The 24,454-nt window shown below is 73.2% G+C and carries 23 protein-coding genes; 19 read left to right on the top strand and 4 right to left on the bottom strand.

Annotated elements, in window-relative coordinates:
* Positions 1 to 10 precede the first annotated feature (10 nt).
* The 11 genes from IEZ10_RS07895 to IEZ10_RS07845 all read left to right on the top strand — a co-directional run bounded on the left by IEZ10_RS07895 (position 11) and on the right by IEZ10_RS07845 (position 12,444).
* Positions 11 to 760, top strand: coding sequence for an ATP-binding cassette domain-containing protein (locus tag IEZ10_RS07895; protein WP_189245831.1), 750 nt, complete (start codon positions 11 to 13; stop codon positions 758 to 760).
* Positions 757 to 3,054: a YhgE/Pip domain-containing protein gene (locus IEZ10_RS07890; RefSeq protein ID WP_189245830.1), complete on the top strand. Its 2,298-nt coding sequence runs from the start codon at positions 757 to 759 to the stop codon at positions 3,052 to 3,054. Before IEZ10_RS07895 ends, IEZ10_RS07890 begins: the two co-directional genes overlap by 4 nt.
* 142 nt (positions 3,055 to 3,196) lie before the next feature.
* On the top strand, positions 3,197 to 3,937 hold the full coding sequence (locus IEZ10_RS07885) for a TetR/AcrR family transcriptional regulator (RefSeq protein ID WP_189245829.1): 741 nt from the start codon (positions 3,197 to 3,199) through the stop codon (positions 3,935 to 3,937).
* 129 nt (positions 3,938 to 4,066) lie between these two features.
* Positions 4,067 to 4,408, top strand: coding sequence for an ArsR/SmtB family transcription factor (locus tag IEZ10_RS07880; protein WP_229811058.1), 342 nt, complete (start codon positions 4,067 to 4,069; stop codon positions 4,406 to 4,408).
* Positions 4,405 to 4,623 (top strand): hypothetical protein, encoded by a 219-nt coding sequence (locus IEZ10_RS07875; protein WP_229811057.1) that lies wholly within the window; start codon positions 4,405 to 4,407, stop codon positions 4,621 to 4,623. The genes IEZ10_RS07880 and IEZ10_RS07875 overlap by 4 nt, the downstream gene beginning before the upstream one ends.
* 290 nt (positions 4,624 to 4,913) lie before the next feature.
* Positions 4,914 to 7,115, top strand: a complete 2,202-nt coding sequence (locus tag IEZ10_RS07870) for an MMPL family transporter (protein ID WP_189245828.1) — start codon at positions 4,914 to 4,916, stop codon at positions 7,113 to 7,115.
* A 170-nt stretch (positions 7,116 to 7,285) separates the two neighbouring features.
* Positions 7,286 to 7,606, top strand: coding sequence for a hypothetical protein (locus IEZ10_RS07865; RefSeq protein WP_189245827.1), 321 nt, complete (start codon positions 7,286 to 7,288; stop codon positions 7,604 to 7,606).
* Between the two features lie 152 nt (positions 7,607 to 7,758).
* A complete protein-coding gene (locus IEZ10_RS07860; protein WP_189245826.1) occupies positions 7,759 to 8,934 on the top strand; it encodes an MFS transporter in 1,176 nt (391 codons plus the stop codon).
* A 130-nt stretch (positions 8,935 to 9,064) separates the two neighbouring features.
* Positions 9,065 to 10,897, top strand: a complete 1,833-nt coding sequence (locus tag IEZ10_RS07855) for a substrate-binding and VWA domain-containing protein (RefSeq protein WP_229811056.1) — start codon at positions 9,065 to 9,067, stop codon at positions 10,895 to 10,897.
* On the top strand, positions 10,897 to 11,658 hold the full coding sequence (locus IEZ10_RS07850) for a hypothetical protein (protein ID WP_189245825.1): 762 nt from the start codon (positions 10,897 to 10,899) through the stop codon (positions 11,656 to 11,658). The genes IEZ10_RS07855 and IEZ10_RS07850 overlap by 1 nt, the downstream gene beginning before the upstream one ends.
* 21 nt (positions 11,659 to 11,679) lie before the next feature.
* Complete coding sequence (locus IEZ10_RS07845) at positions 11,680 to 12,444, top strand: PspA/IM30 family protein (RefSeq protein WP_189245824.1); 765 nt, start codon at positions 11,680 to 11,682, stop codon at positions 12,442 to 12,444.
* Positions 12,445 to 12,532: 88 nt separating this feature from the next.
* Here IEZ10_RS07845 and IEZ10_RS07840 read toward each other — a convergent pair whose 3' ends face one another.
* Complete coding sequence (locus IEZ10_RS07840; protein ID WP_189245823.1) at positions 12,533 to 13,057, bottom strand: cysteine dioxygenase family protein; 525 nt, start codon at positions 13,055 to 13,057, stop codon at positions 12,533 to 12,535.
* A gap of 75 nt (positions 13,058 to 13,132) precedes the next feature.
* On the opposite strand from IEZ10_RS07840, the gene IEZ10_RS07835 reads away from it, so the two are divergent.
* Positions 13,133 to 14,074 carry a LysR family transcriptional regulator gene (locus IEZ10_RS07835; protein WP_189245822.1) on the top strand — a complete coding sequence of 314 codons (942 nt, stop codon included), beginning with the start codon at positions 13,133 to 13,135 and terminating at the stop codon, positions 14,072 to 14,074.
* Between the two features lie 65 nt (positions 14,075 to 14,139).
* Positions 14,140 to 14,778, top strand: a complete 639-nt coding sequence (locus IEZ10_RS07830; protein WP_189245821.1) for a LysE family translocator — start codon at positions 14,140 to 14,142, stop codon at positions 14,776 to 14,778.
* A gap of 87 nt (positions 14,779 to 14,865) precedes the next feature.
* On the opposite strand, the gene IEZ10_RS07825 is transcribed toward IEZ10_RS07830, so the two are convergent.
* From IEZ10_RS07825 to IEZ10_RS07815, 3 genes are all read right to left on the bottom strand, one after another.
* Positions 14,866 to 15,096 (bottom strand): hypothetical protein, encoded by a 231-nt coding sequence (locus IEZ10_RS07825; RefSeq protein ID WP_189245820.1) that lies wholly within the window; start codon positions 15,094 to 15,096, stop codon positions 14,866 to 14,868.
* A 129-nt stretch (positions 15,097 to 15,225) separates the two neighbouring features.
* Positions 15,226 to 16,242 (bottom strand): aldose epimerase family protein, encoded by a 1,017-nt coding sequence (locus tag IEZ10_RS07820; protein WP_229811055.1) that lies wholly within the window; start codon positions 16,240 to 16,242, stop codon positions 15,226 to 15,228.
* Positions 16,239 to 17,219: a LacI family DNA-binding transcriptional regulator gene (locus IEZ10_RS07815; protein WP_189245819.1), complete on the bottom strand. Its 981-nt coding sequence runs from the start codon at positions 17,217 to 17,219 to the stop codon at positions 16,239 to 16,241. The genes IEZ10_RS07820 and IEZ10_RS07815 overlap by 4 nt, the downstream gene beginning before the upstream one ends.
* A 259-nt stretch (positions 17,220 to 17,478) precedes the next feature.
* Between IEZ10_RS07815 and IEZ10_RS07810 the strand changes: the two genes are divergently transcribed.
* The 6 genes from IEZ10_RS07810 (at position 17,479) to IEZ10_RS40250 (ending at position 24,289) form a co-directional block, all read left to right on the top strand.
* Entirely contained in the window at positions 17,479 to 18,399 is a 921-nt protein-coding gene (locus IEZ10_RS07810; protein ID WP_189245818.1) for a carbohydrate ABC transporter permease, read from the top strand.
* The gene (locus IEZ10_RS07805) at positions 18,396 to 19,280 is read left to right on the top strand and encodes a carbohydrate ABC transporter permease (protein WP_189245817.1); all 885 of its coding nucleotides are present in this window, start codon (positions 18,396 to 18,398) and stop codon (positions 19,278 to 19,280) included. Before IEZ10_RS07810 ends, IEZ10_RS07805 begins: the two co-directional genes overlap by 4 nt.
* A 5-nt stretch (positions 19,281 to 19,285) precedes the next feature.
* A complete protein-coding gene (locus IEZ10_RS07800; protein WP_189245816.1) occupies positions 19,286 to 20,173 on the top strand; it encodes an NAD-dependent epimerase/dehydratase family protein in 888 nt (295 codons plus the stop codon).
* Positions 20,170 to 21,045: a 5-dehydro-4-deoxyglucarate dehydratase gene (locus tag IEZ10_RS07795; protein ID WP_189245815.1), complete on the top strand. Its 876-nt coding sequence runs from the start codon at positions 20,170 to 20,172 to the stop codon at positions 21,043 to 21,045. The genes IEZ10_RS07800 and IEZ10_RS07795 overlap by 4 nt, the downstream gene beginning before the upstream one ends.
* 122 nt (positions 21,046 to 21,167) lie before the next feature.
* Positions 21,168 to 22,220 (top strand): mandelate racemase/muconate lactonizing enzyme family protein, encoded by a 1,053-nt coding sequence (locus tag IEZ10_RS07790; protein WP_373287383.1) that lies wholly within the window; start codon positions 21,168 to 21,170, stop codon positions 22,218 to 22,220.
* The gene (locus IEZ10_RS40250; protein WP_308426252.1) at positions 22,217 to 24,289 is read left to right on the top strand and encodes a DUF6807 family protein; all 2,073 of its coding nucleotides are present in this window, start codon (positions 22,217 to 22,219) and stop codon (positions 24,287 to 24,289) included. The genes IEZ10_RS07790 and IEZ10_RS40250 overlap by 4 nt, the downstream gene beginning before the upstream one ends.
* The last annotated feature ends 165 nt before the right edge of the window (positions 24,290 to 24,454 follow it).

Here is a 24,454-nt window from a genome sequence, read left to right as displayed (position 1 = left end):
GAGGAGCGCGGTGTTCCGAGGAGCCGAGGTGCGCGCGGCGGGCCTGTCGCTGAAGGGCGACCACGGCTGGGCCTACCGCGACGTCGCCCTCCACGCCGGGCCGGGCTGCGTCACGGCGGTCACCGGCCAGGCCGGCAGCGGGCGGACGAGCCTTCTCCTCACCCTGGCCGGGCGGATGAAACCCACCGAGGGCACGCTTTCGGTCGCCGGGCACACCGCGCCGAAGGCGATCCGGCGGGTCGCCGCGCTCGGCCTGGTGGACGGGGTGAACGACCTGGAGAAGGCGCTGTCGGTCGGCGAGCACCTGCACGAGCGGTCCCCCGGCCTCCTCCGGCGCGGCCGGCAGGAGGCGCGCGCCACGCGGGCCCTGGAGCTGGCCGGGCTGGACCTTCCGCCCGGCGACCGGACCCTGGTCCGCGATCTGGAGCGGGAGCAGCGGATCCGCCTCGGCATCGCCCTCGCGCTGCTCGACGAACCCGGGCTGCTGGTGGCCGACAACATCGACGTCGGCGTCACCGCGGACCGGCGGGAGGCGATCTGGAGGACGCTGTCGGACCTGGCCGGCCTGGGCCTGACCGTCGTCGCCTCCTGCGTCGAGGACGCCCCGGTGCCTTCGGTGCACCTGCCCTCCCGGGCCGCGGCACCGAAGGCCGCCGCGCGCGGGGCGGGAGCCGTACCGGGCGGGGACGGCGGGGACGGCGGGGACGGCGGACACGAGGCACGTGAGGAACACGAGGGACACGAGGGAGAGGACCGATGAGGGCGCTGGGACCGGGACGGCTGGAACTGCGGCGGTTCACCCGCTCGCGGCTGACCCGCTCGGCGCTGGCCGGCGTGGTGATGCTGCCGCTGCTGTACGCGGGGCTGTACCTGTGGTCGTTCTGGGACCCGCAGGGCCACCTGGAGAACATCCCGGTCGCCCTCGTCATGGAGGACCGGCCCGCCAAGGCCGACGGCAAGACGATCGACGCGGGCCGCGAGCTGGCCGACGAACTGCGCGACCGGAAGGTCTTCGAGTGGCACCGGGTCAGCGCCCGCGAGGCCGCCGACGGCGTCAACGACGGCAGCTTCTACCTGTCGCTGACCGTCCCCGCCGACTTCAGTTCCCACCTCGCCTCGCCGTCCGACAAGAACGGCACGCCCACCCCCGCCGAGCTGGGCGTGCGGGTGGACACCGGCCGCAGCTACATCATGGGCACCATCTCCGACGCGGTGTTCGCCGAGGTCAGGGAGGCGGCGAGCCGTACCGCGCTCAAGGACTACTGGAACAACGTCTTCGTCTCCTTCGGGGAGCTGCACGACGCCACCGCCAAGGCCGCGAACGGCGCGGACAAGCTACGCGACGGCTCGGCGAAGGCGGGCGAGGGCGCGTCCTCCCTGAACGACGGTCTCGGCCAGGCCAAGAACGGCACGCACCAGCTCGCCGTGGGCCTGAACAGCGCCGACACCGCCACCGGCAAACTGGCCGCCGGGGCCGGCGAGCTGTCCACCGGCCTGGGCCAGGCGGAGAGCGGCTCGCGCGAGCTGGGCCAGGGCCTGACCAAGCTCGCAGGCGGCGCCAAGCAGGTCGCCGACGGCAACGCGAAGGTCTACCGGCAGGTCCACGCCCAGGTGTCGAAGGTCGACGCGGTGGCCGACGAGGTCATCCCGGTGCTGGAGGAGAACGGCTCGCGGCTGCGCACGCTGGCTCAGGCCGTCGAGGAGGGCGCCGACCGGGTCGCCGGCGGTGCGGACTCACTGAAATCACTGCCCGGCGGCCTCACCCAGGGCGCCGAGCAGGCCCGCCGGCAGGCCCAGCAGCTGCAGAGCTGGGTGGAGTCCAACCCCGACGCCGACCCCTCGCTGCGGGCCATCGCCGACCGGCTGACCGAGGCCGTCCAGCAGGTGTCCGGCGGGCTGGAGGGGTCCTCCGGCGGCGGCGACACGAGCGGCGCGGCGGACCGGCTCCGGCAGAACGCCCAGCGGATCTCCGAGATCGCGGCCCGTACGGCGGAGCTCGCGCCGACCGCGGGGCAGCGGGTCGGACAGCTCCGCGACCAGCTCAACGAACTGGACACGGGCCTCGGCAAACTGGCCGACGGCTCCCAGCAGGTCTCCAAGGGCCTCGGTGACGCGACGGCCGCGAACGGCAAGCTCACCGCGGGGCTGACCAAGCTCGGCGACGGCGCGGGGAAGCTGTCCGACGGGCTCAACCAGCTCGGCGGCGGGATCGTCAAACTGAGCGACGGCGCGACCCAGGTGGACCGGGGCGTCGGCCGCCTGCACCGGGGCGCCGGGGAGCTCACCACCGGCCTCGGCGAGCTCACCGACGGCTCCGCCGAGCTGAGCGACAAGCTCGGCGACGGAGCCAAGGAGATCCCCGACTACGGCAAGGGCGAGCGCGCCGACCGCAGCGACATGATGAGCGAGCCGGTCAGGGTGGCCAAGCAGGTCCTCAACGAGGTGCCCAACTACGGCACCGGCTTCGCGCCGTTCTTCGTCCCGCTCGCCCTGTGGGTGGGCGCGATGGTCAGCTACATGGTGCTGCGGCCGCTCAACCCCCGCCTCCTCGCCGGCACGGCCGCCGCGTGGCGGATCGCGGTGGGCGGCTGGCTGCCGGGCCTGGTGCTGGGCGCGGCCCAGGTGGGCGTACTGCTGGCGGTGCTGCGCTTCGGGCTCGGCATGGAGGCCGCGCACTGGGCCGGAGTGGCCGGGATTCTGCTGCTCACCGCGGCGGCGTTCCTCGCGGTCGTGCAGGCGGTCAACGCGCTGCTCGGCCCGCCGGGCCGGGTCGTGGTGCTGGCCCTGCTGATGCTGCAGCTCACCTCCTCGGCCGGCACGTACCCGATCGAGACCTCACCGGGCTTCTTCCAGACGATCTCGCCGTGGCTGCCGATGAGCTGGGTGGTCAGCGCGCTGCGCCGGCTGATCAGCGGCGGCGACCTCACCGTGGTCTGGCAGGCGTGCGGGGTGCTCGGCCTGACCATCGCGCTGGGCCTCGCCCTGACGATCCACGCGGTGCACAAGAGCCGCACCTGGTCGCTGCGCCGCCTCCACCCGGAGCTGTCCCTGTGACCGCCGGCGTGGCCTCCCCCTCCGGCCCCTCCGGCCCCTCCGGTACGGATTCCGCGGCCGCCGGCGCGGCGGCCCGGCCGTACCGCGGCTCCGTCCGCGTGACGGCTCCTTCAGGGGCCGTTCCTGTGGCTACGGTTGGCTCATGACGGAGATCAGCCGGTCCGGAGCCGCCCCCCGGCAGGACGCGCCGCCCCCGGCCCCGGCCCCGCCGAGGGCCACGGCGAAGACGGGCGGGCGCCGGGCCGAGACCCGCCTGAAGCTGTTCACCGCGGCCGTGGAGGTGATCGCCGAACAGGGCTACTCCGCCGCCACGGTGGAGGCGATCGCCGAGCGCGCCGGGGTGGCCAAGGGCACCGTGTTCTACAACTTCGGCAGCAAGGAGGCGCTCTTCGCGGCGATGCTCGACCACGGCATCGGGCACCTGGCCGCCGCGCTGGCCGAGGCCGCGTCGGGCGGACCTGGCCCCGCCGTCCCGGAGCGCGACGCCGGCCGTACCGGACGGGACGGCGCCGACGGCCCCGCCGCGCCGGGCGGAGGCACGGCGCTGGACGCCCTGGACGCCGTGGTCATGGCGCAGCTGCGGTTCTTCGAGGAGTACGGCGCGTTCGCCCGGGTGCTGCTCGCCGAGATGTGGCGCACCGCCTGGCAGGACGCGGTGGCCAGGCTGCGCGACCAGGTGCTGGGCGTCTACGCCGGCGTGCTGCGCCGGGCGGTGGCCGAGGGCCTGGTGCGGGAGGGCCTGGACGTCGAGACCGCGGCGACCGCCGTGTTCGGCATGGTGGTGACCGTCTCCATCGAGCGCCGGGCGCTGCACCCGGACCGCCCGCTGGAGGAGCTGCACGCCACGCTCGCCGACCTGCTGCACCGGCGGGTCACCGGCTGACCCCGCGGCACCGGGCCCGACGGGAGAGGTTCCGGACATCACGCACCGGGGATCCTCCAACGCGCCGGTGATTTGACGGCCACGACCCCATATGTAAGTCTCATATTACAGGTGGAAGGTCAAGGTGTCGTGGATGGGATTCTGACCAGTGAGGAACTGCTCGCGATACTCGCCGCGGTTGGCCATCCGCTGCGCCTGCGGGTCATCGCCGAGCTGGCCGCGGGCCGGGTGCACGTCAGCGAGCTGGCCCGGCGGCTCGGCATCTCCCGGCCGCTGCTCTACATGCATCTCGAGCGGCTGGAGAAGGCGGGGCTGGTCACCGGCGCACTGGAACTCGCGGCGGACGGCAAGGCGATGAAGTATTTCGAGCTGGTGCCGTTCGACGTGCACCTGACGGCGGACACGATCCTTGACGCCCTCCGGGCGGACGGACAGGAAGGACCCGACGACGTGCAGGAGTTCCAATCATGAAGGAAGTCATCCTTCCGCTCGGGATCATCCTGATCATCACCGTCGGCGTCACGGTGGGTGCCATCTCCTGCTTCCGGCTTCACCGGGCGGCGATGGCGGAGTACCGCGACGCCACCGAACGGACAGCGCGAAACCAGGAGCAGCTGAACGCCCAGCTCGCCGAGCTGACCCAGCGGGTCGCCGCCGTCGAGCAGATCCTACGCAGCGTCGGATGACGCCCGGCGGCCCGTGACAGCGGCCCGTGACAGCGGCCCGTGACAGCGGTTTTCCACCTCAAGCGGTAGTCAGGCCCGGGGCGGCGAGCGGCAACTCGCCACCCCGGCAAGCGGAAGTCGCGCGACCACGCCGTATCGGCGTGCCTTCAAGCGCACGATCCTCCAAGGAAAGGAGAGCAGCTCATGCTGCTCGAACGCAAATCCTCCCCCGGGCTCGCCCGGTCCATGGCGCCTGAACCGCGCGCCGCCCGCGGCCGAAGCGGCGGCGACATGCCGGGCGGTGGGGCTCGATGACCGCATCACCCGGACGTCGTTCCCTGGTCGTGCGGGTGGCGAGGTGGAGTGCCACCCACCCGTGGCGGGCGGTCGCCGCGTGGCTCCTGTTCGTCGCCCTGTGCCTCGGCGCCGGAGTGGCGGCCGGCACCAACAGCGCCACCAGCGAGGATTACCGGGTCGGCGAGGCCGGCCGCGCCGAGGCGATGGCGGCCGACGGGGGCCTGCAGCGCAGACCCGTGGAACAGGTCATGATCCATGCCAGGTCCGGCGCGCTGGACCGGAGGGCGGCCACCGCCGCCGCTCGGGACGTCACAGCCCGAATGAGGAAGCTGCCCGAGGTCGAAGGCGTGGCCGCCCCGGCCGTCTCGGCTGACGGCACGATGCTCCTGGTGACGGTGACCATGAAGGGCGCCGAACTGGAGGGCAAATCCCACGTCGATCGGCTCCTCGAACAGACCGCCCAGGTGCAGCGGAGCCACCCGGACCTCATCGTGGAGGAAACCGGTAACGCCTCGATCGGCAAGGGCGTCGACAAGCAGCGTGGCGATGACCTCGCGCTCTCCGAGACGATCACCCTCCCGGTCACGCTCATCACCCTGCTGGTCGTATTCGGCTCGGTGCTCATGGCCGGCGTCCCGCTGCTGCTGGCGCTGTCCTCGATCGTCGCCGCCATGGGCCTGTCGATGGTCTTCTCACACGTCGTCCCGGACGCCGGCGTCGGCAACAACGTCATCCTGCTGATCGGCATGGCGGTCGGCGTCGACTACACGCTCTTCTACCTCAAACGCGAGCGGGAGGAGCGGGCGCGTGCCGACCGTCCCAGCCCGGAGGCCGTGGTGGAGATCGTGGCGGCGACCTCGGGCCGGGCGGTCATGGTCTCCGGCTTCGCGGTGGTCGTCTCCACCGCCACCCTGTACCTCGCCACCGACATCGTCTTCTCCTCGCTGGCCACCGGCACCATCGTCGTCGTGCTGGTCGCCATGATCAGCTCGCTCACCGCGCTGCCCGCGCTGCTGGTGGTCATCGGCCGCCGGAGCAGCCGCCGCGCGGCGCGGCGCGCACCGGCGAAGAAGCGGGCGGAGACCGGACGGGTGTGGTCCGCGCTGCTACGTCCCGCGAACCGGCATCCGGCGATCACACTGTGCGTGTCGGTGCTCCTCATGGCAGGCCTGGCGCTTCCCACGCTGGGCATGCAGATGCGGGTGCTGAACAAGGACAGCCACTCGCGCGAGATCCCGGAGCTGCGAAGCTATGACCGGCTGACCGGCGCGTTCCCCGAGCTGCGGGCCACGCACCAGATAGCCGTGCGCGGCGAGCCGTCCCAGACGGCCCGGATGTCCCAGGCCCTGCGGGACCTCGGCCGACGGGCCCAGGCCGACCCGCTGTTCGCCCTGGACGCCCGTCCGGTACCGCGGGTGTCGGCCGACGGGCGGATCGCCGTCCTCGACCTGCCCGTCCCGTTCAGGTTGAGCTCGGACGAGGCGCTCGCCTCCCTGACGCGTGTCCGGCAGGAGCTGCTGCCCGCCACGGTCGGCAGGTTGCCCGGGGTCGAGGCCGCGGTCACCGGGGACATCGCCCGCGATGTCGACTACCTCGACCACCAGAACGAGAAACTGCCCCTGGTCGTGGGATTCCTCCTGCTGCTGACCTTCGTCATGACGGTCGTCGTGTTCCGCTCGGTGGTCCTCGGACTAGTCGGCGTCGCGCTCAACCTCCTGTCGGCCCTGGCCGCGATGGGCCTGCTGGTGGTGTTCTTCCAGCACGGCCTGGCGAGCCGGCTGTTCGGCTTCGATCCCGCCGCCACCAGCGCGATCGGTTCCCGGGTGCCGCTGTTCCTCTTCGTCATCCTCTTCGGACTCTCGATGGACTACCAGGTCTTCGTGGTCAGCCGGATCAGGGAGGCCGCGCTGGCCGGGGTACCCACCCGGCAGGCCGTGCTGGACGGCATCGGCAGGTCGGCGGGCGTGGTGACCAGTGCCGCGATCGTGATGGTCACGGTGTTCGCCAGCTTCGTGTTCCTCCACCTGGCCGAGATGAAGCAGATCGGTTTCTGTCTCGCCGTCGCCGTGCTGCTGGACGCGTTCGTCATCCGGGTCATGATCCTGCCGTCGGTCCTGACGTTGATCGGCCAGGCGAGCTGGTGGCCGTCCAGGGCGATGCGGCGCGCGCAGCGGGTGCCGGACCGGCTGGTGTCGCCTGCCCCGGTCTTCCCCTGAGCGGGAGGCGGGGCGAGCCCTGACGCGCCCGCCGGGGACACCCGGCGGGCGCGGCCGGAAATGGAGCGCGGGGCAAGCGCCATGCCCCTTGTCCCGGCGGACCGGCCTTCCTACGATCACCCCGTGGCCTACTCCCCCGCCGGAGGGGCCTGCCCTACGTCCTGGCCGTGGTGCCGGCCATCGGACTGATCGCCGGGCTGCGCTGGTTCACCGGCCGGGAGCCGGGCACCGCCGAGATGTGTCGCACCGCCTGGCAGAACGCGGTGGCCAGGCTGCGCGACCAGGTGCTGGGCGTCTACGCCGGCGTGCTGCGCCGGGCGGTGGCCGAGGGCCTGGTGCGGGAGGGCCTGGACGTCGAGACCGCGGCGACCGCCGTGTTCGGCATGGTGGTGACCGTCTCCATCGAGCGCCGGGCGCTGCACCCGGACCGCCCGCTGGAGGAGCTGCACGCCACACTCGCCGACCTGCTCCACCGGAGGGTCACCGGCTGATCGGCCCCGCTCGCTCCGGCTCGGGTCCGGAGCGGGGCCGTCCCCGACACCCGTTCCGGCGACGGTGTGGTCCGAAATCTGCCGGTGCCCACCGCCTCGTCCCTGCTTGGCTGGACGCCCGCAGTCCGCACGCCCTCGCCCGAACGGGAACCATGCCAACGACCACGCTCACCCGGCCTCGCCCGCCCCTCATCGACTGGTTCGCGATCATCTCGCTCATGCTGGGGATCTTCGCCATCGTCACCAGCGAGATCCTGCCCATCGGCCTGCTGACCGCCATCGGCGCCGACTTCGGCGTCTCCGACGGCATCACGGGGCTCACCATGGCGCTGCCCGGCGTCGTCGCCGCGGTCGCCGCGCCCGCCGTCACGCTGACCACCGCCCGCCTGGACCGCCGCGTGATGCTGTGCGTCCTCATGGCGGTGCTCGCCGTCGCCGACGTCCTGGCGGCCGGGGCGACCTCCTACTGGGTCATGCTGGTCTCCAGGGTGCTCGTCGGCCTCACCATCGGCGGCTTCTGGTCGATCGGAGCCGGGCTGGCCGGCCGCCTGGTGGCGCCGCAGTCCGTCGGCACCGCCACCGCCGTCATCTTCTCCGCCGTGCCGCTGGGCTCCGTGCTCGGCGTACCCGCCGGAACCCTCCTCGGCCAGCTCGCCGGCTGGCGGGTCTCGTTCCTCGCCCTGGCCGCGCTGGCCGTCCTCGTCCTGGCCGCCCTGCTGGTGCTGCTGCCGCCGCTGCCCGGTGACCGGGCCACCGGCCTCCGCGTCCTGCTCGGCCTGCTGCGCGCCCGGGGCACCGTCGTCGCCCTGCTGGCCACCTTCCTCGTCGTCCTGGCCCACTTCGGCACCTACACCTACGTCACGCCCTTCCTCCAGGACGTCACCGGCCTGCGTCCCGCGGCCGTCAGCGCCGTCCTGCTGGCGTACGGCGCGGCCGGGATCGCCGGCAACTTCCTGGCGGGCAGGGCCGTCGCCACGCGCCCCCGGGGCGCCTTCGTGGCCTGCGGCTGCCTGATCGCGGCCGTCACCCTGCTGCTGCCCTGGGCCGGCGCCACGGCCGCCGGCGCCGCGATGTCGCTCGTGCTCTGGGGCCTTGCCTACGGCGGCGTGCCCGTCTGCTCGCAGGCGTCGTTCACCGGCGCCGCCCCGCACGCGCCCGAAGCCGCCATGGTCCTCTTCACCTCCTCGTTCCAGGCGACCTTCGCCCTCGGCGCGTTCCTCGGCGGCCGCCTCGTCGATGCCTTCCCGATCTCCATCGTGATGATCTGCGGCGGGTTGACCGCCCTCCTCATGGCGGTGTCCCTGTGGTCTCTCGCCGGATCCCGCTGAACCCGCGGATCACCGGCCGACGTCCCGGACCGCCGCCGGTTCCGGACGGGCCGCCGTAGATCGCCGCGGTGGTGAACTTCGGCGAGGGGTTGTTCGTCGGATATATACCGACACCCCCCGGGAGGCAGGGTTGTACCAGCAGCCGCCACGACGGCGCAGGAACTTCGCCCCGTTCGTCATCGCGATCATCCTCGCCGGAGCGATGATCGTCGGCCTGCGGCTCTACGTCGAGAGCAGGGGGCCGGGCGGCACGGCCGGGGACAACGGGCACAGCGCCGGGCCCGCCGGGCGGTGCGACGGCGAGAAGACCACGCTGACCGTCGCGGCCTCACCGGAGAAGGCCGGGCTGCTGCGGGAGATGGCGGACCGCTACAGCGGCCGGAAGGTCGGCGGGCGCTGCGCCGACGTGGTCGTCGAGAACGTGGCCAGCGGCGGCGCGATGCTGGCGCTGGCCCGCGGCTGGGACGAGCGCCGGGACGGCCCCCGCCCCGACGTCTGGTCCCCGGCGAGCAGCGGCTGGGTCACGCTGCTCCGGCAGCGCGCCACCGCGTCCGACACCGGCGCTCCGGTCGCCCTGGAGAATCCCTCGATCGCCAAGACGCCGCTGGTCGTCGCGATGCCCAAGCCGATGGCCGAGGCGCTGGGCTGGCCGGGCAAGAAGCTCGGCTGGTCCGACCTGCTCGACCTGTCCACCGGCTCCTGGGCCGGCCACGGCCACCCGGAGTGGGGGGCCTTCCGCCTGGGCAAGACCAACCCGAACTTCTCCACCAGCGGCCTGAACGCCACCATCGGCGCCTACTTCGCCGCCACCGGCCTGTCCGGCGACCTGACGGAGAAGAACGTCGCCGACAAGCGGACCAGGGAGTTCGTGCGGGGGGTGGAGCGCTCGATCGTCCACTACGGCGACACCACGCTGACCTTCCTGTCGAACCTGCAGCGGGCCGACGACGCCGGGGCGGGGCTCGGCTACATCTCCGCGGTGGCCGTGGAGGAGAAGTCGGTCTGGGACTACAACCAGGGCAACCCGACCGGTGACCCCGCGACGCTGGGCCGGCACGCCAGGCCGAAGGTCCCGCTGGTCGCGATCTACCCGAAGGAGGGCACGCTCTACTCCGACAACCCCTACGCCGTGCTGACCGCGCCATGGGTGGACGACGCCAGGCGCGCGGTGGCGGCCGACTTCCTGGCGTACCTGCGGGCGCCGGAACAGCAGGAGCGGTTCGCCGCCGCCGCCTTCCGGTCGCACGACGGCAGACCCGGAAAGCTGATCACCGAGGCGAACGGGCTGCTGCCCGCCGAGCCGAAGGCGACGCTGAACCCGCCCGCCCCCAACGTGCTGGACAGGGTGCTCGCCGGCTGGGCCGACCTGCGCAGGCCCGCGAACGTGCTCATGGTGATCGACGTCTCGGGCTCGATGGGCGCCACGGTGGCCGGCACCGGCGGGACCAAGCTGGACCTGGCCAGGCAGGCGGCGTCCACCGCGCTGTCGCAGTTCGGTCCGCACGACCGGGTCGGGCTGTGGATGTTCTCCACCGGGCGGGACGGCCCCCGGGACCACCTGGAGCTGGCCCCGATCCGCGCCGCGGACGCCGGGCGGCTCAAGGAGCTGCGGGAACGGCTGGCCGGCCTGACCCCCGACGGCGGGACCGGCCTCTACGACACCGCGCTCGCCGCCTACCGGCACGTGCTCGGCCGGCACGACGACGGCGCGATCAACGCGGTGGTCTTCCTGACCGACGGCAGGAACGAGGACACCGACGGCGTCTCCCTGGAGAACCTGCTGCCCGCCCTGCGCGCCGAGACCGGCCGGGAGTCGGTGCGGATGTTCACCATCGCCTACGGCCAGGACGCCGACCTCGACGTGCTCAGGAAGATCTCCGAGGCGACCGACGCGGCCGCGTACGACTCCCGTGAGGCGGGGAGTATCGACCAGGTGTTCACCGCGGTGATATCCAACTTCTGATGTCCCCGACGTCCCGCCTCATCGAGGAACTCCGCGACCCCTGGGGGCTGCTGCTCGGCGCGACCGCCGGCGGAGCCGCCTGGGCCGTCGACGTGCACCCGGCCGCCGCCGCCTTCGTCGGCGTGACCGTCTGGCTGGTCAAGGCGGGCGTCGCCCTCGCGCAGGGGCGCGGCGCGCGTCCGGCGGCGCGTGTCGTCGCCTCGGGCAGCCGGGAGGCCTACTGGCTGGATCGGGCCGTCTCGGCGGCCCGCGACTTCGGTGAGCTGAGCGCCTCGATGGGAGGCGGCCCGTTCGCCGGGCGGATCGCGCTGATGCGGCCCCGGATCGACGACGCCCTGGCCACACTGGAGCGTCTCGCCGAACAGGCCTCCCGCACCGGCACGGCGCTCGGGCGCTTCGACCCCGTCCAGCTCTCCCGCGAACACGACCGCCTGACCCGGGAGCTGGGAACGGCGAAGAAGAGTGTGACCGATGACATCGGCCGCGCCCTCGCCTCGCTGGCCGCCCAGCGGGACGTGATCGACCGGCTCACCGAGACCAGGGACCAGGTGCTCGCCCGGATGGAGTCGAGCGCCATCGGCATCGAGGGGCTCGTCGCCCGCGTGGTGGAGCTGTCGGCGATGACGGCGGCCGGCGCCCTGGAGCCGGCCCGGGTCCTCGACGAGCTGGCCGACAGCCTCGAAGGGGTCCGGCAGGGCCTGCACGAAACCGAACGGATCACCCGCGACGCGCTGGACCCCCACGACGCGCCGGACCGATGAGGATCGACAAGAGGAGCCCACATGTTCAAGGTCATCCGCCGGGCGTGGCGCTACCTGGTCTTCGCCCTGTCCGGCAGGCTGGACGAGCTGTCCGATCCGCGGATCCAGATCGAGCAGGCCATCCAGGAGGCCAAGGAGCAGCACCAGCGGCTCTCCCAGCAGGCCGCGGCGGTCATCGGCAACGAGCGTGAGCTTCAGATGAAGCTCACGCGCTCGCTGGAGGAGACCGAGAGGCTCCAGGCCAACGCCCGCCAGGCGGTGCTGCTGGCCGAGCAGGCCAGGGCCGCGGGCGACGAACGCAAGGCCCTCTCCTACGAGGACTCCGCCCGCGCCTTCGCCTCCCGGCTGGTGGCGGCGGAGACCGCCCTGCGGGACGCCCAGCTCATGCACGAGCGCGCCGGGCAGTCCTCGGCCCAGGCGCGGGCGGCGGTCGAGACCAACGCCATGGCCCTGCAGAAGAAGATCGCCGAGCGGATGCGCCTGTTGTCGCAGCTCGACCAGGCCGCGATGCAGGAGCAGCTCAACAGGGCCATGGGCGACCTGTCCGGCCTCGCTCCGGCAGGGGAGACCCCCACCATGGACCAGGTCCGCGACAAGATCGAGAAGCGCTACGCCCGCGCCCTCGGCGAGGCCGAGCTGACGTCCGGCTCCGTCGAGGCCAGGATGATCGAGGTCGAGCGCGCCGCCATCGACGTGGAGGGCGCGGCCCGGCTGGAGGCCATCAGGGAGAGCCTGGCCCTGGAACGGAAGCCCGACCAGGGCGACCGTCCCGGCCCCACTCCCTGACCCGCGCCGCACGGCCGGCCGGTCCCGGCGGACCCGTTCGGTGCGGAGCCGCGGCCGGTGCCGTGCCGCGCGGGCGGGCGCGGCGGGGTCAGCGGACCGGCAGGTCGTAGACGCGGCGGACGCTGGTCGGGGTGTCGCCGAGGTCCGCGCCGTAGACGTGGAGCGAGATGGCGGTGCCGTCCCCGATGTTGCGGACCCGGTGGATGTCGCCGGGCGGGGCGAAGCCGCTGACCTCGCCGGTCCGGTTCGCCGTACGGCCGATCTCGGTGAGGTGGTCGCCGTCGAGGCGGTAGAGCGTCTCGTACTCCACGCCCTGCAGCACGCCGAACACGCACCAGGCGACGTGGTCGTGGATCACGGTCTCCTGGCCGGGCCGCCAGACGATGGCGACGACCGAGAGGTCCGCCTCGGTGTGCAGGACATGGGTGGCGTAGCGGTCCGGGTCTCCGGCCCGCTCCTCCTCGGTGAGGATCCCGGGCGCCGGCAGCCGTTCGCGCAGCAGGTCCGCGACGGCGAAGGCGGTCTCGCGCGGGCTCATGGACTTCGCGACCAGCCCGCGGGTCCCCTCGACGAGTTCCGCGAGGCCGGGCCGGGTGATGACGGTGGTCTCCATGCCCTCCAGCGTGCGAGGCGGAAACTCATCCGTCTAATGCCTCATTTCCCGGTAATTCATAGATACCGTTGATAAATGCTGGATATCGTGCGGCTTCGCGTGCTCGCCGCGGTCGCCAGGCACGGCTCCGTCACCGCCGCGGCGCGGGAGCTGCACTACTCCCAGCCCTCGGTCAGCCACCACCTGGCCCGGCTGGAGGCCGAGACGGGCGCCAAGCTCGTCCAGCGGGTGGGCCGGGGCATCCGGCTCACCGAGACCGGCCGGCTGCTGGCCGAACGGGCCGTCGAGATCGTGGGCCGCGTCGACTCGGCGGCCGCCGAACTGTCGGCGCACGTGGGGCTGCGGGCGGGCCGGGTCAGGCTGGCGGCCTTCCCCTCGGCGCTCGGCACGTTCGTGCCGGCGGCCGTCTCCCTGCTGGCCCGGCGGCACCCCGGCCTGGAGCTGCGCCTGACCGAGACCGAGCCGCCGGAGGCGCTGCGCATGCTGCGCGAGGGCCACGTGGACGCGGCGGTGGTCTTCCACTACGACTGCACCGCCCCCGAGGAGGACGGCGTCCGGCTGCTGCACCTGCTGGACGACCCGAGCTACCTGGTCACCCCGGCCTCCGCCCCGGCCGGTTCCGGCGCCGCCACGACCGGGAACACCACGCCCGGGACCGGTGCGCCCACGGACGTCGCTCCCCCGCCCGCCGGCGGCCTGGCCACGCACCGCGGCGCCCGGTGGATCGGCGGCTGCGAGCGCTGCCGCGTCCATCTGGTGAACCTGTGCACCCGGGCGGGCTTCGAGCCGGAGATCGCCTTCACCACCGACGACGTCGTGGCCGTCCAGGCGCTGGTCGTCGCCGGGATGGGGGTGACGGTGCTGCCCGGTCTCGCCCTGAGGGCGCACCGCCACCCCGCCGTCGGCGTGGCCGAACTGCCCGGCTCGATCCGTCACATCCACGTCGCCACGTACGGCGAGCCGCCCCTCCCCCCGGCCACCGCCGCGCTGCTGGAGGCGCTCACGGCCTCGGTCTGACGCGCTCCCCGGCCCGAGGCCGGGAAAACCGGCGGCGGCGTGACCCGCCGTTCTATGATCCAGGTATGCCGGACCTGACCACTCTCGCCCTCTTCGTCGCCGCGACGCTCGCCCTGCTGCTCGTGCCGGGCCCCGCGGTCCTCTACATCGTGACCCGCAGCGTCGCCCAGGGCCGGAGCGCCGGGATGGTCTCGATGCTCGGCGTCCACCTGGGATCGGTGGTGCACGTGGCCGCCGCGGCGCTGGGGATCAGCGCCCTGCTCGCCGCCTCGGCGACCGCGTTCGCGGTGGTCAGATATCTCGGCGCGGCCTACCTGATCTGGCTGGGGGTGCGCAAGCTGATGACCCGCTCCGGCGGCCTCGACGCCGCCGCGCCGCCGGCCGCCTCCCGCTCCCGGCTGTTCTGGGAGGGCTTCGTGGTCAACGTGCTCAACCCGAAGACCGCCATCTTCTTCCTGGCGTTCCTGCCGCAGTTCACCGATCCGGCGCGGGGGGCGGTCGCTCCGCAGATCATGCTGCTGGGCGTCATCTGGATCCTCCTCGGCGTCGCCAGCGACGGCGCCTACGCCCTGCTGGCCTCGGCCATGGCGGGCCGGCTGCGCGGCTCGGCCCGCGCCCGCCGCCGGCTGGACACCGGCAGCGGCGTCGTCTACCTGGGGCTCGGGGCCACCGCCGCGCTCACCGGCCAGGCCCACGCCGCCTGACGGCACGGCCGGCCCCGCGCCCGCCGTCCGGACCGGACGGCCGGCCCCGCGCCGCCTCGCGTACGGCCGGCCCCGCGCCGGCCGGGGTCAGAGGTCCACTTCGCGGGAGGCGACGACGTTGAGCGCGGCGGGTTCCCGGCCGGCCGGGGTGACGAGGACGTGCCGGTTCGGCTCCTCGTACCCGTTCTCCGACAGCCACGTCAGCGTGAACGGGTCGAGCTGGCTGAAGTGGACCGGGCAGCCGGGTGAGAAGAGCTCCGTGCCGACCGCGTCCCGGCCGGCCTCCCCCTCGATGATCGACAGGGTGTAGACGGTCATGACGGCCCCCCGAGAAAGACGAGCGGCCGGCGGAGTCCCCGCGGACCGCGTTCCCGCCGGGGTTCATACCCCGGACCGCCGCGCGGTACGGGCACGGTGGCCGGGCGGGACCGGGCCGGGCCGGGCCGGTCAGCGGAATCGGTAGACGGTGGTGGAGGCGAACTCCTCGCCCGGCCGCAGCACCGTCGAGGGGAAGTGCTCCTTGTTCGGCGAGTCGGGGAAGTGCTGGGTCTCCAGGCAGAGCCCGGCGTGCCTGCCGTACGGCGTGGCGACGCCGTCGAGGAGGTTGGCGGTGTAGAACTGCACGCCCGGCTCGGTGGTGGTGACCTCCATGGTCAGGCCGCTCGCCGGGTCGGTGACCTCGATGCCGCCGTCCAGGGCGTAGCAGTGGTCGTAGCCGCCGCCCAGCAGCGGGTCGCCGACGCGGTCCCCGATCCGGTGCGGGACGGTGAAGTCGAACGGCGTGCCGGCCACCGGGGCGAGCTCGCCGGTCGGGATCTGCGTGGCGTCGACCGGCAGGTAGCGGGCGGCGTCGATGCGGACCACGTGGTCCAGGACGTCGCCGCCGCCGGCGAGGTTGAAGTAGGAGTGGTTGGTCAGGTTCAGCACGGTCGGCGCGTCGGTCGTCGCGCGGTAGTCGAGCCGGAGCGCGTCCCCGGTCAGCGTGTAGGTGAGCGAGACGGTCAGCGTGCCCGGGTAGCCCTCCTGCCCGTCGGGGCTGACGTAGGTGAGCGTCACCGCCGACGGGGAGACCTCGGCCATCCGCCACACGCGCTGGGAGAAGCCGCCGGGCCCGCCGTGCAGGCTGTTGGGGCCGTTGTTGAGCGGCAGCCGGTGGGTGACGCCGTCGAGGGTGAACCGGCCGCCCGCGATGCGGTTGCCGTACCGGCCGACGACGGCGCCGAAGTAGCGGCTGCGCGTCAGGTAGTCGTCCAGGGTGTCGCAGCCGAGCACGACGTCGACCCCGGAGACCTCCAGCGACTGCAGGACGGCGCCGTAGGTGAGCACCGAAGCGCGCATCCGGCCGTTCTCCAGCGTGTGCCGCTCGACCTCCTCCCCACCCGGCGTGATCCCGAACACCCGGCGCGGCCCGGCCTCGTTCCCGGCCGCCGCGGCGTCCCCGTCCCGTGTGGCTTCGACGTTCACGATCGCGCCTCTCCTGTGGATTCCCGGACGACCAGTCGGGTCTCCAGGGTGGTCAGGGTGGAAGTCCTGCCGTCGCCGACGGACTGCAGCAGCAGGTCGACCGCGATCCGCCCGGCGGCGGACGTCGGCATGGCGACGGTGGTCAGCTTCGGCCGGTTCAGCCGTCCGGAGAGGGTGTCGTCGACGCCGACCACGCTGACGTCGTCCGGCACCCGCACGCCCCTCTCGTACAGGCCCTCGATGAGCCCGATGGCGACCAGGTCGTTGTAGGTGAGCACGCCGGTCGCGCCGGAGGCGACCACCTCGGCGGCGACGGCGAGGCCGCCCTGCTCGGTGGGCGCGTTCGGGCCGAGGATCACCAGTTCGGCGCCGGAGGCGGCGGCCGCGGCGGAGGCGGCCTCGCGCATCTGCCCGCTGGTCCACGAGCCGCTCGGTCCGGCGGCCAGGGCCAGCCTGCGGTGGCCCAGCCCGGTCAGGTGCTCGATCGCGAGCCGGGCGCCCTGGGCGACGTCCATCAGTATGGTCGGCATCCCCTTGATCCGCCGGTTCACCACGACGAACGGCACGTCGGCGTGCAGGCGCTCGATGACCCGGTTGGACAGGCGGGGGCTGCACAGCAGCACCCCGTCCACCTGCTTGGTGAGGGTCTGGATCAACTCCTCCTCCACCTGCGGGTCCTCGTCGGTGTCGGCCACGAACACGTGGTAGTCGCGGGTCCTGGCGTGCGCCTGGGCGGCCTTGATCAGCGGGGGGAAGAACGGGTTGGAGATGTCGGCCACGATCAGGCCGATGTTGTGGGTGCGGCCCGTGGTGAGGGCGCGGGCGGCCCTGTTGGGCCGGTAGCCGAGGTCCTCGGCGACGGCCAGCACCCGGTTGCGTGTCTCGGCGTTGACCAGGTGGGGTGCCGAGAAGGTGCGGGAGACCGTGGAGACATGGACTCCCGATGCCCGCGCCACGTCCCTGATCGTCGCTGCCACTGTGCTCCTTCGTCGCGCTCTCGTGCACATTAGTGCAAACGGTTGCAGCGCTGTCAACGGCACCGGGTTGGGCCCTCCGCGACGGCATGGCAACGGTTGCATCGACCCCTCTTCGGAAAATATGGGAAAAATCGCTGGTGGGGATCGGTTTACCAAATTGAGCCCTTGACGTTGCGAACAGATGTCCGCCATGTTTCATGCAACCGGTTGCAGCTCGCGACGCCGAATCCCCCCGTCGAACACGAAGGAGTCGCCGGTCATGGCAATCTCCACGGCCTCCACGGCGAACCATCGGATGCGCCGGCCGCGCGGCGCGGCGCGGACCCCCTACCTGCTGATCGCCCCCGCGGTGATCGCGATGGTCGGTTTCCTGGTCTACCCGATGGCCAGCGTCATCTACTACAGCCTGCAGAACTACAACGTCACCAAACCCTGGGACAACGGCTTCGCCGGCCTGGACAACTTCCGCCGGCTGCTGTTCGAGGACCCGCTGTTCTGGCAGAGCCTCGGCTTCAGCGTCCGGTGGGTCGGCGTCGAGGTGGGGCTGCAGCTGGTGTTCGGCCTCATCCTGGCGCTGATCGTGAACGAGACCTTCGTCGGCCGGGGACTGTCGCGGGCGCTGGTGTTCTCCCCCTGGGCCGTGTCCGGGGTGCTGACCACCGGGATCTGGGTGCTGCTCTACAACCCCACGACCGGCGTGTCCCGCTACCTCGCCGACCTGGGGCTCATCGAGTACGGCGCCGCCCCGCTGGCCCACTCCGGCACCGTGTTCTGGGCGGCGGTCCTGGCCGAGCTGTGGCGCGGGGTGCCGTTCTTCGCGATCCTGCTCCTGGCCGACCTGCAGAGCATCCCCAGGGAGCTGTACGAAGCGGCGTCGGTGGACGGCGCCACCCGTCGCCAGCGATTCCTGAACGTCACGCTGCCGCACCTCAAGGACGCGATCGTCCTGTCCACGCTGCTGCGCTGCGTGTGGGAGTTCAACAACGTCGACCTGCTGTACACGCTGACCGGCGGCGGCCCGGCGCACGCGACGACCACGCTACCCCTGTACGTGGCGAGCAAGGCCGCGCAGTCCCACGACTTCGGGTACGGCTCGGCGCTGACCACCGCCGCCTTCCTCATCCTGACCTTCTTCTCGATCGCCTACCTGCGACTGAGCAAGTTCGGAGCCAAGTCATGACCGTCCAGACGGCCGCACGGCCACGTCTCCCCGGCCCCCTGACGGCGCCCGGGGGCACGAAGAGCCGGGAGAGGATGCGGGTCAGCCGCTGGCAGATCTGGGTCCCGCTCGGCCTCTACCTCCTGTTCACCCTGGTCCCCTTCTACTGGATGCTGGTCTTCGCCGTCCGGCCCCGGGGATCGACCTCGCTGCTGCCCTGGCCGATCACCTTCGACAACTTCGAGACCGTCTGGAACGAGCTCGGGTTCGCGGTCTTCTTCAGGAACAGCCTGATGGTCGGCGTCGCCTCGCTGGTCATGACCACGGTGATCGCGCTGGCCGGCGGCTACGCCCTGGCCCGGTACGACTTCCGCGGCAAGAAGGCGTTCATGCTCGGGATGCTCTGCACGCAGTTCATCCCCGGCGCGATGATGCTGATCCCGCTGTTCGAGATCTTCCGGACCCTCGGCCTGGTCAACTCGCTGTGGAGCCTGGTGATCGCCGAGACCGTCTTCCAGCTCCCGCTCTCGCTCATCCTGATCAGCGGCTTCATCCGGAACGTGCCGGTGGAGCTGGAGCAGGCCGCGTGGGTGGACGGCTGCGGCCGGCTGCGCGCCTTCTTCGCCGTGGTGCTGCCGCTGCTGCGCCCGGCGCTGGTGGCGGTCGGCTCCTTCGCCTTCATCCACAGCTGGAACAACTTCCTGTTCGCGCTGATGTTCGTCAACGAGCAGGAGAAGTTCACGGTGCCGGTCGGTCTCGCCTACTCGCTGGGCGAGTTCAGCGTCGACTTCGGCGCGCTGGCCGCGGGTGGCGTCGTCGCCGCCGTGCCCGTCGTCCTGGTCTTCGCCGTCATCCAGCGCTACCTCGTGCAGGGCATGTCCGCCGGCGCGGTGAAGGGATGACTTCCGTGGTTCGCACTCTCGTCACCGGAAGCGCCGGCCGGTTCGGCCGCAGCGTGGTCACCGCGCTCGCCGAGGCGGGTCACGAGGTGATCGGCGTGGACACCGTGCCCGGCACCCCCGCCGACGCCGCCGAGACGCTCCCGGCCGACCTGACCGACCTCGGCGAGGTGTTCGAGGTGATGACGCGCTTCCGCCCGGACGCCGTGGTCCACCTGGCCGCGATCGCCACCCCGTTCAGCCGGACCGACGCCTTCACCTTCCGGGTCAACACCCAGCTCGCGTTCAACGTGTGCGAGGCCGCCTGCGGCGTCGGCGCCGAGCGGGTCGTGGTCGCCAGCAGCCCCACGGTCATCGGGTACGGCACGCCGGGCTGGACGCCGTCCTACCTGCCGATCGACGAGGACCACCCGGTCGCCCCGGGGAACGCCTACAGCCTGTCGAAACTGGTCGCCGAGCAGGTGATGACCTCCTTCGCGCGCCGGTCGCCCACGAGGTTCGCGGCCGTGCGGCCCTGCTTCGTCGTCGCCCCCGAGGAGTGGGCGGGCGCGCCGACCCAGTCCGGGCACACGATCGCCGAACGGCTGGACCGGCCCGAGCTGGCCGGGACGTCGCTGTTCAACTACGTCGACGCCCGCGACGCCTCGGACCTGGTGCTGACCCTGCTGGACCGGCTTCCGGAACTGCCGTCGGGCGAGGTGTTCTTCGCGAGCGCGGCCGACGCGCTGGCCCGCGAGCCCCTGGCGGAACTGCTGCCCCGGCTCAACCCCGCCACGGCGGGGTTCGCCGCCGGGCTGACCGGCTCCTCCCCCGCCTTCTCCTCCGCCAAGGCCGGACGACTACTCGGCTGGCAGGCCAAACGCAGCTGGCGCACAGAGATCGGAGAGTCCCGATGAACCTCAGCGGAGTGCTGTTCTTCCCCGTCACGCCGTTCGGGCCGGACGGCTCCCTGGCCGAGGACGTACTGGCCGAGCACCTGCGACGCGGCCTCGCGCACTCGCCGGGCGGGGTCTTCGTGGCCTGCGGGACCGGCGAGTTCTCCGCCCTGTCGGAGGCCGAGCACGCCCGCGCGGTGCGGGTCGCCACCGAGACCGCGGCCGGGCGGGTACCGGTGCTGGCCGGGGCGGGCGGCCCGATCGGCGCCGCGCTCGCCCAGGCACGGGCGGCCCGGGAGGCCGGCGCCGACGGACTGCTGCTCATGCCGCCCTACCTGACGAACGGCCCGCGCGAGGGCTACGCGACCTACGTGGCGGCGGTCGCCGAGGTGCTCCCGGTGATCGTCTACCAGCGCGGCTCGGTGGTGCTGACCCCGGAGCAGGCCGTCGAGCTGTCCCGGATCCCGGGCGTCGCCGGCATCAAGGACGGCCTCGGCGACATCGACCTCATGCAGCGCACGGTGCTGGCGGTGCGGGAGGAACGGCCGGACTTCCTGTTCTTCAACGGGCTGCCCACGGCCGAGCTGACCATGCCCGCCTACCGGGCCATCGGCGTGGACCTCTACTCCAGCGCGGTGTTCTGCTTCGCCCCGGAGATCGCCACCGCCTACCTCAACGGTGACGAGCGGCTGATCAGGGAGTTCTACGCACCGCTGGTGCGGCTGCGGGGCAAGGTCCCGGGATACGCGGTGTCGCTGGTCAAGGCCGGGGTGCGGTACCGGGGGCTGGACGTCGGCACGGTCCGGCCGCCGCTGGTCGAGCCGTCCGCCGAGCACCTGGAGGAGCTCGCCAAGCTGGTCACGACCGGGCTCGCCCTGGTGGAGGACCGATGACCGGCGACGCGCCGTCCGGCTCCAGGACACGGCCGGACGGGCCGGACGGGCCGGACAGTCCGGACGGCGGGGCGGGAACGGGCGCCCCGGCCGGCGGGGCCCGGACCGGCGCCGGGCGGCCGGTGGTCACCGGCCTGTCCACGACGCTGCGGACCGTGGCCCTGCCCCGCCCGTGGGGCCCCGACGTGCCCGCCAACCACGTGATCGTCGTGGAGCTGACCCTGTCGGACGGCCGGACCGGGCGGGGCTTCTCCTGGACGCCGCAGATCGGGGCGCACGCCGTACGGGCGCTGCTGGACCACGAGATCCGCGAGGCCGTCGTCGGGTGCGAACCGCACCCGGAGGTCGTGTGGGACCGGCTGTGGCGGCACCTGCGGGAGGCCGGCGGCGGCCTGACCACGATCGCGCTGGCCGGGGTGGACCTGGCGCTGTGGGACCTGCGCTGCGGGCCCGGCGGACTGGTCGAGACGCTCGGCCGGCGGCGCGACAGCGTCCCGGTGTACGGCAGCGGCGTCAACCTGCACTACCCGCTGGAGGAGCTCGTCGCGCAGGCGAGGCGGTGGCGCGCGGCGGGCCACCCGGCGGTCAAGGTCAAGGTGGGCCGTGACGCGCTGCGGGAGGATGTGGCGCGGGTCGCGGCGGTGCGCGAGGTGATCGGCCCGGACACGCTCCTCATGGTCGACGCCAACCAGCGCTGGGACCTGCCGAGGGCGCGGCGGGCGATCGCGGCGCTGTCGGAGTACGACCTGCACTGGGTGGAGGAGCCGCTGCCCGCCGACGACGTGACCGGCCAGGCCCGGCTGCGCTCGTGCGTGGACGTGCCGATCGCCGTCGGCGAGAGCGCCTACTCCATCCATGACTTCCGGGACCTGCTCACCGCCGGGGCCTGCGACATCGTCCAGCCGAACGTGGTCCGGGTCGGCGGGATCACCCCGCTGCTGCGGATCGCCGAGCTGGCCAGGGCGTTCGGCGTGCCGGTCTACCCGCACCTGCTGCCGGAGATCTCCGGCCAGCTCGCCCTGACCCTGCCGCTGCCGTGCATGGCCGAGGAGGTCGAGGACGCCTCCTTCGCCGCGCTCGGCCTGATCGACGAGCCGTACCCGATCTCGGTGAAGGCGGGCGAACTGCGCGCCGGGGACCACCGCGGCCTGGGACTGAACTGGAGGGCGCCGTGACGGAACCGGTCAGGGTGGTGCTGGCCGGCGCCCACGGGCACGGCTGGTGGCACATGGAGAACCTGCGGCGCCTGTCCGCCGCCGGGACGGTCGAGCTCGCCGGGGTGTGCGACGTGCGGCCGGTCGAGGGGCTGCCCGACGGGGTCGCGTTCTCCGGCGACCTGGTGGAGCTGATCGGGCGGACCGGCGCCGAGGCGGCGATCCTGTGCACGCCGATCCACACCCACGCCGACCTCGCGGTCAGGGCTCTGCGCGCCGGGGCGCACCTGCTGCTGGAGAAACCGCCCGCCGCCGCCTACGACGGCTACGAGCGGATCGCCGCCGCCGTCCGGGAGACCGGGCTGGCCTGCCAGGTGGGCTTCCAGAGCCTCGGCTCCGAGGCGGTCCCGGCGGTGCGGAAGCTGATCCGCGACGGGGCGATCGGCCGGGTCACCGGGATCGGCGCGGCGGGCGCGTGGGCGCGTCCCTACTCCTACTACTCGCGGGTGCCGTGGGCCGGGAAGCGGCGGGCCGACGGCGTCGACGTGGTGGACGGCGTGCTCACCAACCCGCTGGCGCACGCCGTGGCGACCGCGATCGCCGTCTCCGGCGCGGAGGTCGAGTCGGTCGAGGTGGAGCTCTACCGCGCCAACGCGATCGAGGCGGACGACACCTCGTCCGCGCGACTGCGGATGGACGACGGGACGACGATCACGGTGGCCGTGTCGCTGTGCGCCGACCGGCGGCACGAGCCGTACCTGGTCGTGCACGGTGAGACCGGGCGGATCAGGCTCACCTACACCGAGGACCGCGTCGAGTTCGGCGGCGCGTCGGCGACGCACCCCCGGGCCGACCTGCTGGAGAACCTGGTCGCGCACATCCGCGGCGGGGCGGACCTGCTGGTCCCGCTGGAGCGGACCGCCGGGTTCATGCGGGTCCTGGAGGCGGTACGGCTCGCACCCGAGCCCCGGGTGATCCCCGACGCCTTCCAGGAGGTCGGCGCGGAACAGCGCGTGCTGCCCGGGATCGCGGGGATCACGGCGGCGAGCGCGGAGCGTATGGCGCTGTACTCGGAGCTGGGCGTGCCGTGGGCCCTGGACGCCGCCACGCCGCCCGCGCCCCCGACCATGCCCGCGACCACGCCCGCATCTGTGCCCGCGTCCGCGTCCGTGTCCGTACCCGCGCCCGCGCCCGCGCCCGCGCCCGTACCCGCCGGGGCCGCGGTCGCCTCCGCGTCCGGCACGGCCACCTCCATGTCCGGCTCGGCCGGCACGGCCGGCTCCGCCGTGGGCCTCGACGTCGGCGGGGTGCGGGTGGCCGAGTACGTGATCCGGCCCCGGCTGCCGGAGACGTCGTCGCCCCGCCCCTACCTGCACCCCGTGCGGACGCTGAGCGGGACCGTCGTCACCGAGTTCGCCCCCGCCGACCACGTGCACCACCTGGGGGTGAGCGTCGCCGTGTCCGACCTGGGCGGCGGCAACTTCTGGGGCGGGCGCACCTACGTCCGCGACCGCGGACCGGCCTGGCTCGGCGACCACGGCTCCCAGCACCACCTGGCCTTCCTCCGGCACGACCCGGCGGGCTTCACCGAGACGCTGTCCTGGCGCGGGCCCGGCGGAACGGAGATCGCCAGGGAGGAGCGCGAGGTCCGGGCGGTGGAGCTCGACGGCTGCTGGGCGCTCGACTTCTCCTTCACGCTGACGAACCTCACCGGCGCGCCGCTCGCGGTCCGCAGCTCGGCCACCAAGGGCAGGGCCGGGGCCGGCTACGGCGGCTTCTTCTGGCGGGCGCCGGGACGGACCGCCGGCCGCGAGGTCTTCACCGAGGACGCCGAGGGCGAGGACCGCGTGCACGGCTCCACCGCCCCCTGGCTCGCCCTGGCATCCCCCGGCTGGACCCTGGTCTTCGCCCAGCGGTCGGACCCCTGGTTCGTCCGCACCGCGGAGTACCCGGGGGTGGGCCCCGCGCTCGCCTGGGAGAAACCGCTGGTCATCGAGGACGTCCTGACCCGCAGGGTCGTCACCGTCGTCGCGGACGGGCGGCTGGACCGCGCCGCCGCCGCGGCGCTGGCGGAGAAGGCCATGACATGACCTCCGGCCGCGACGGGCCCGGCCTCCGGGACCGCCGCGGCCGGGAGAGACCCGCGCGGGCGGGTCTCGGACGCACCTCCGGCGGGCCGTGCCCGGCCCGCCGGAACGACAGGGAAGATCTCACGCCGCCGGCCCTCCGGTGGCGCCAACGTCACAGCGATGTCG

The organism is Streptosporangium pseudovulgare, from assembly GCF_014648055.1.
Classification (GTDB): Bacteria; Actinomycetota; Actinomycetes; order Streptosporangiales; family Streptosporangiaceae; genus Streptosporangium; species Streptosporangium pseudovulgare.
This window is presented reverse-complemented; position numbering and strand designations above follow the sequence as displayed.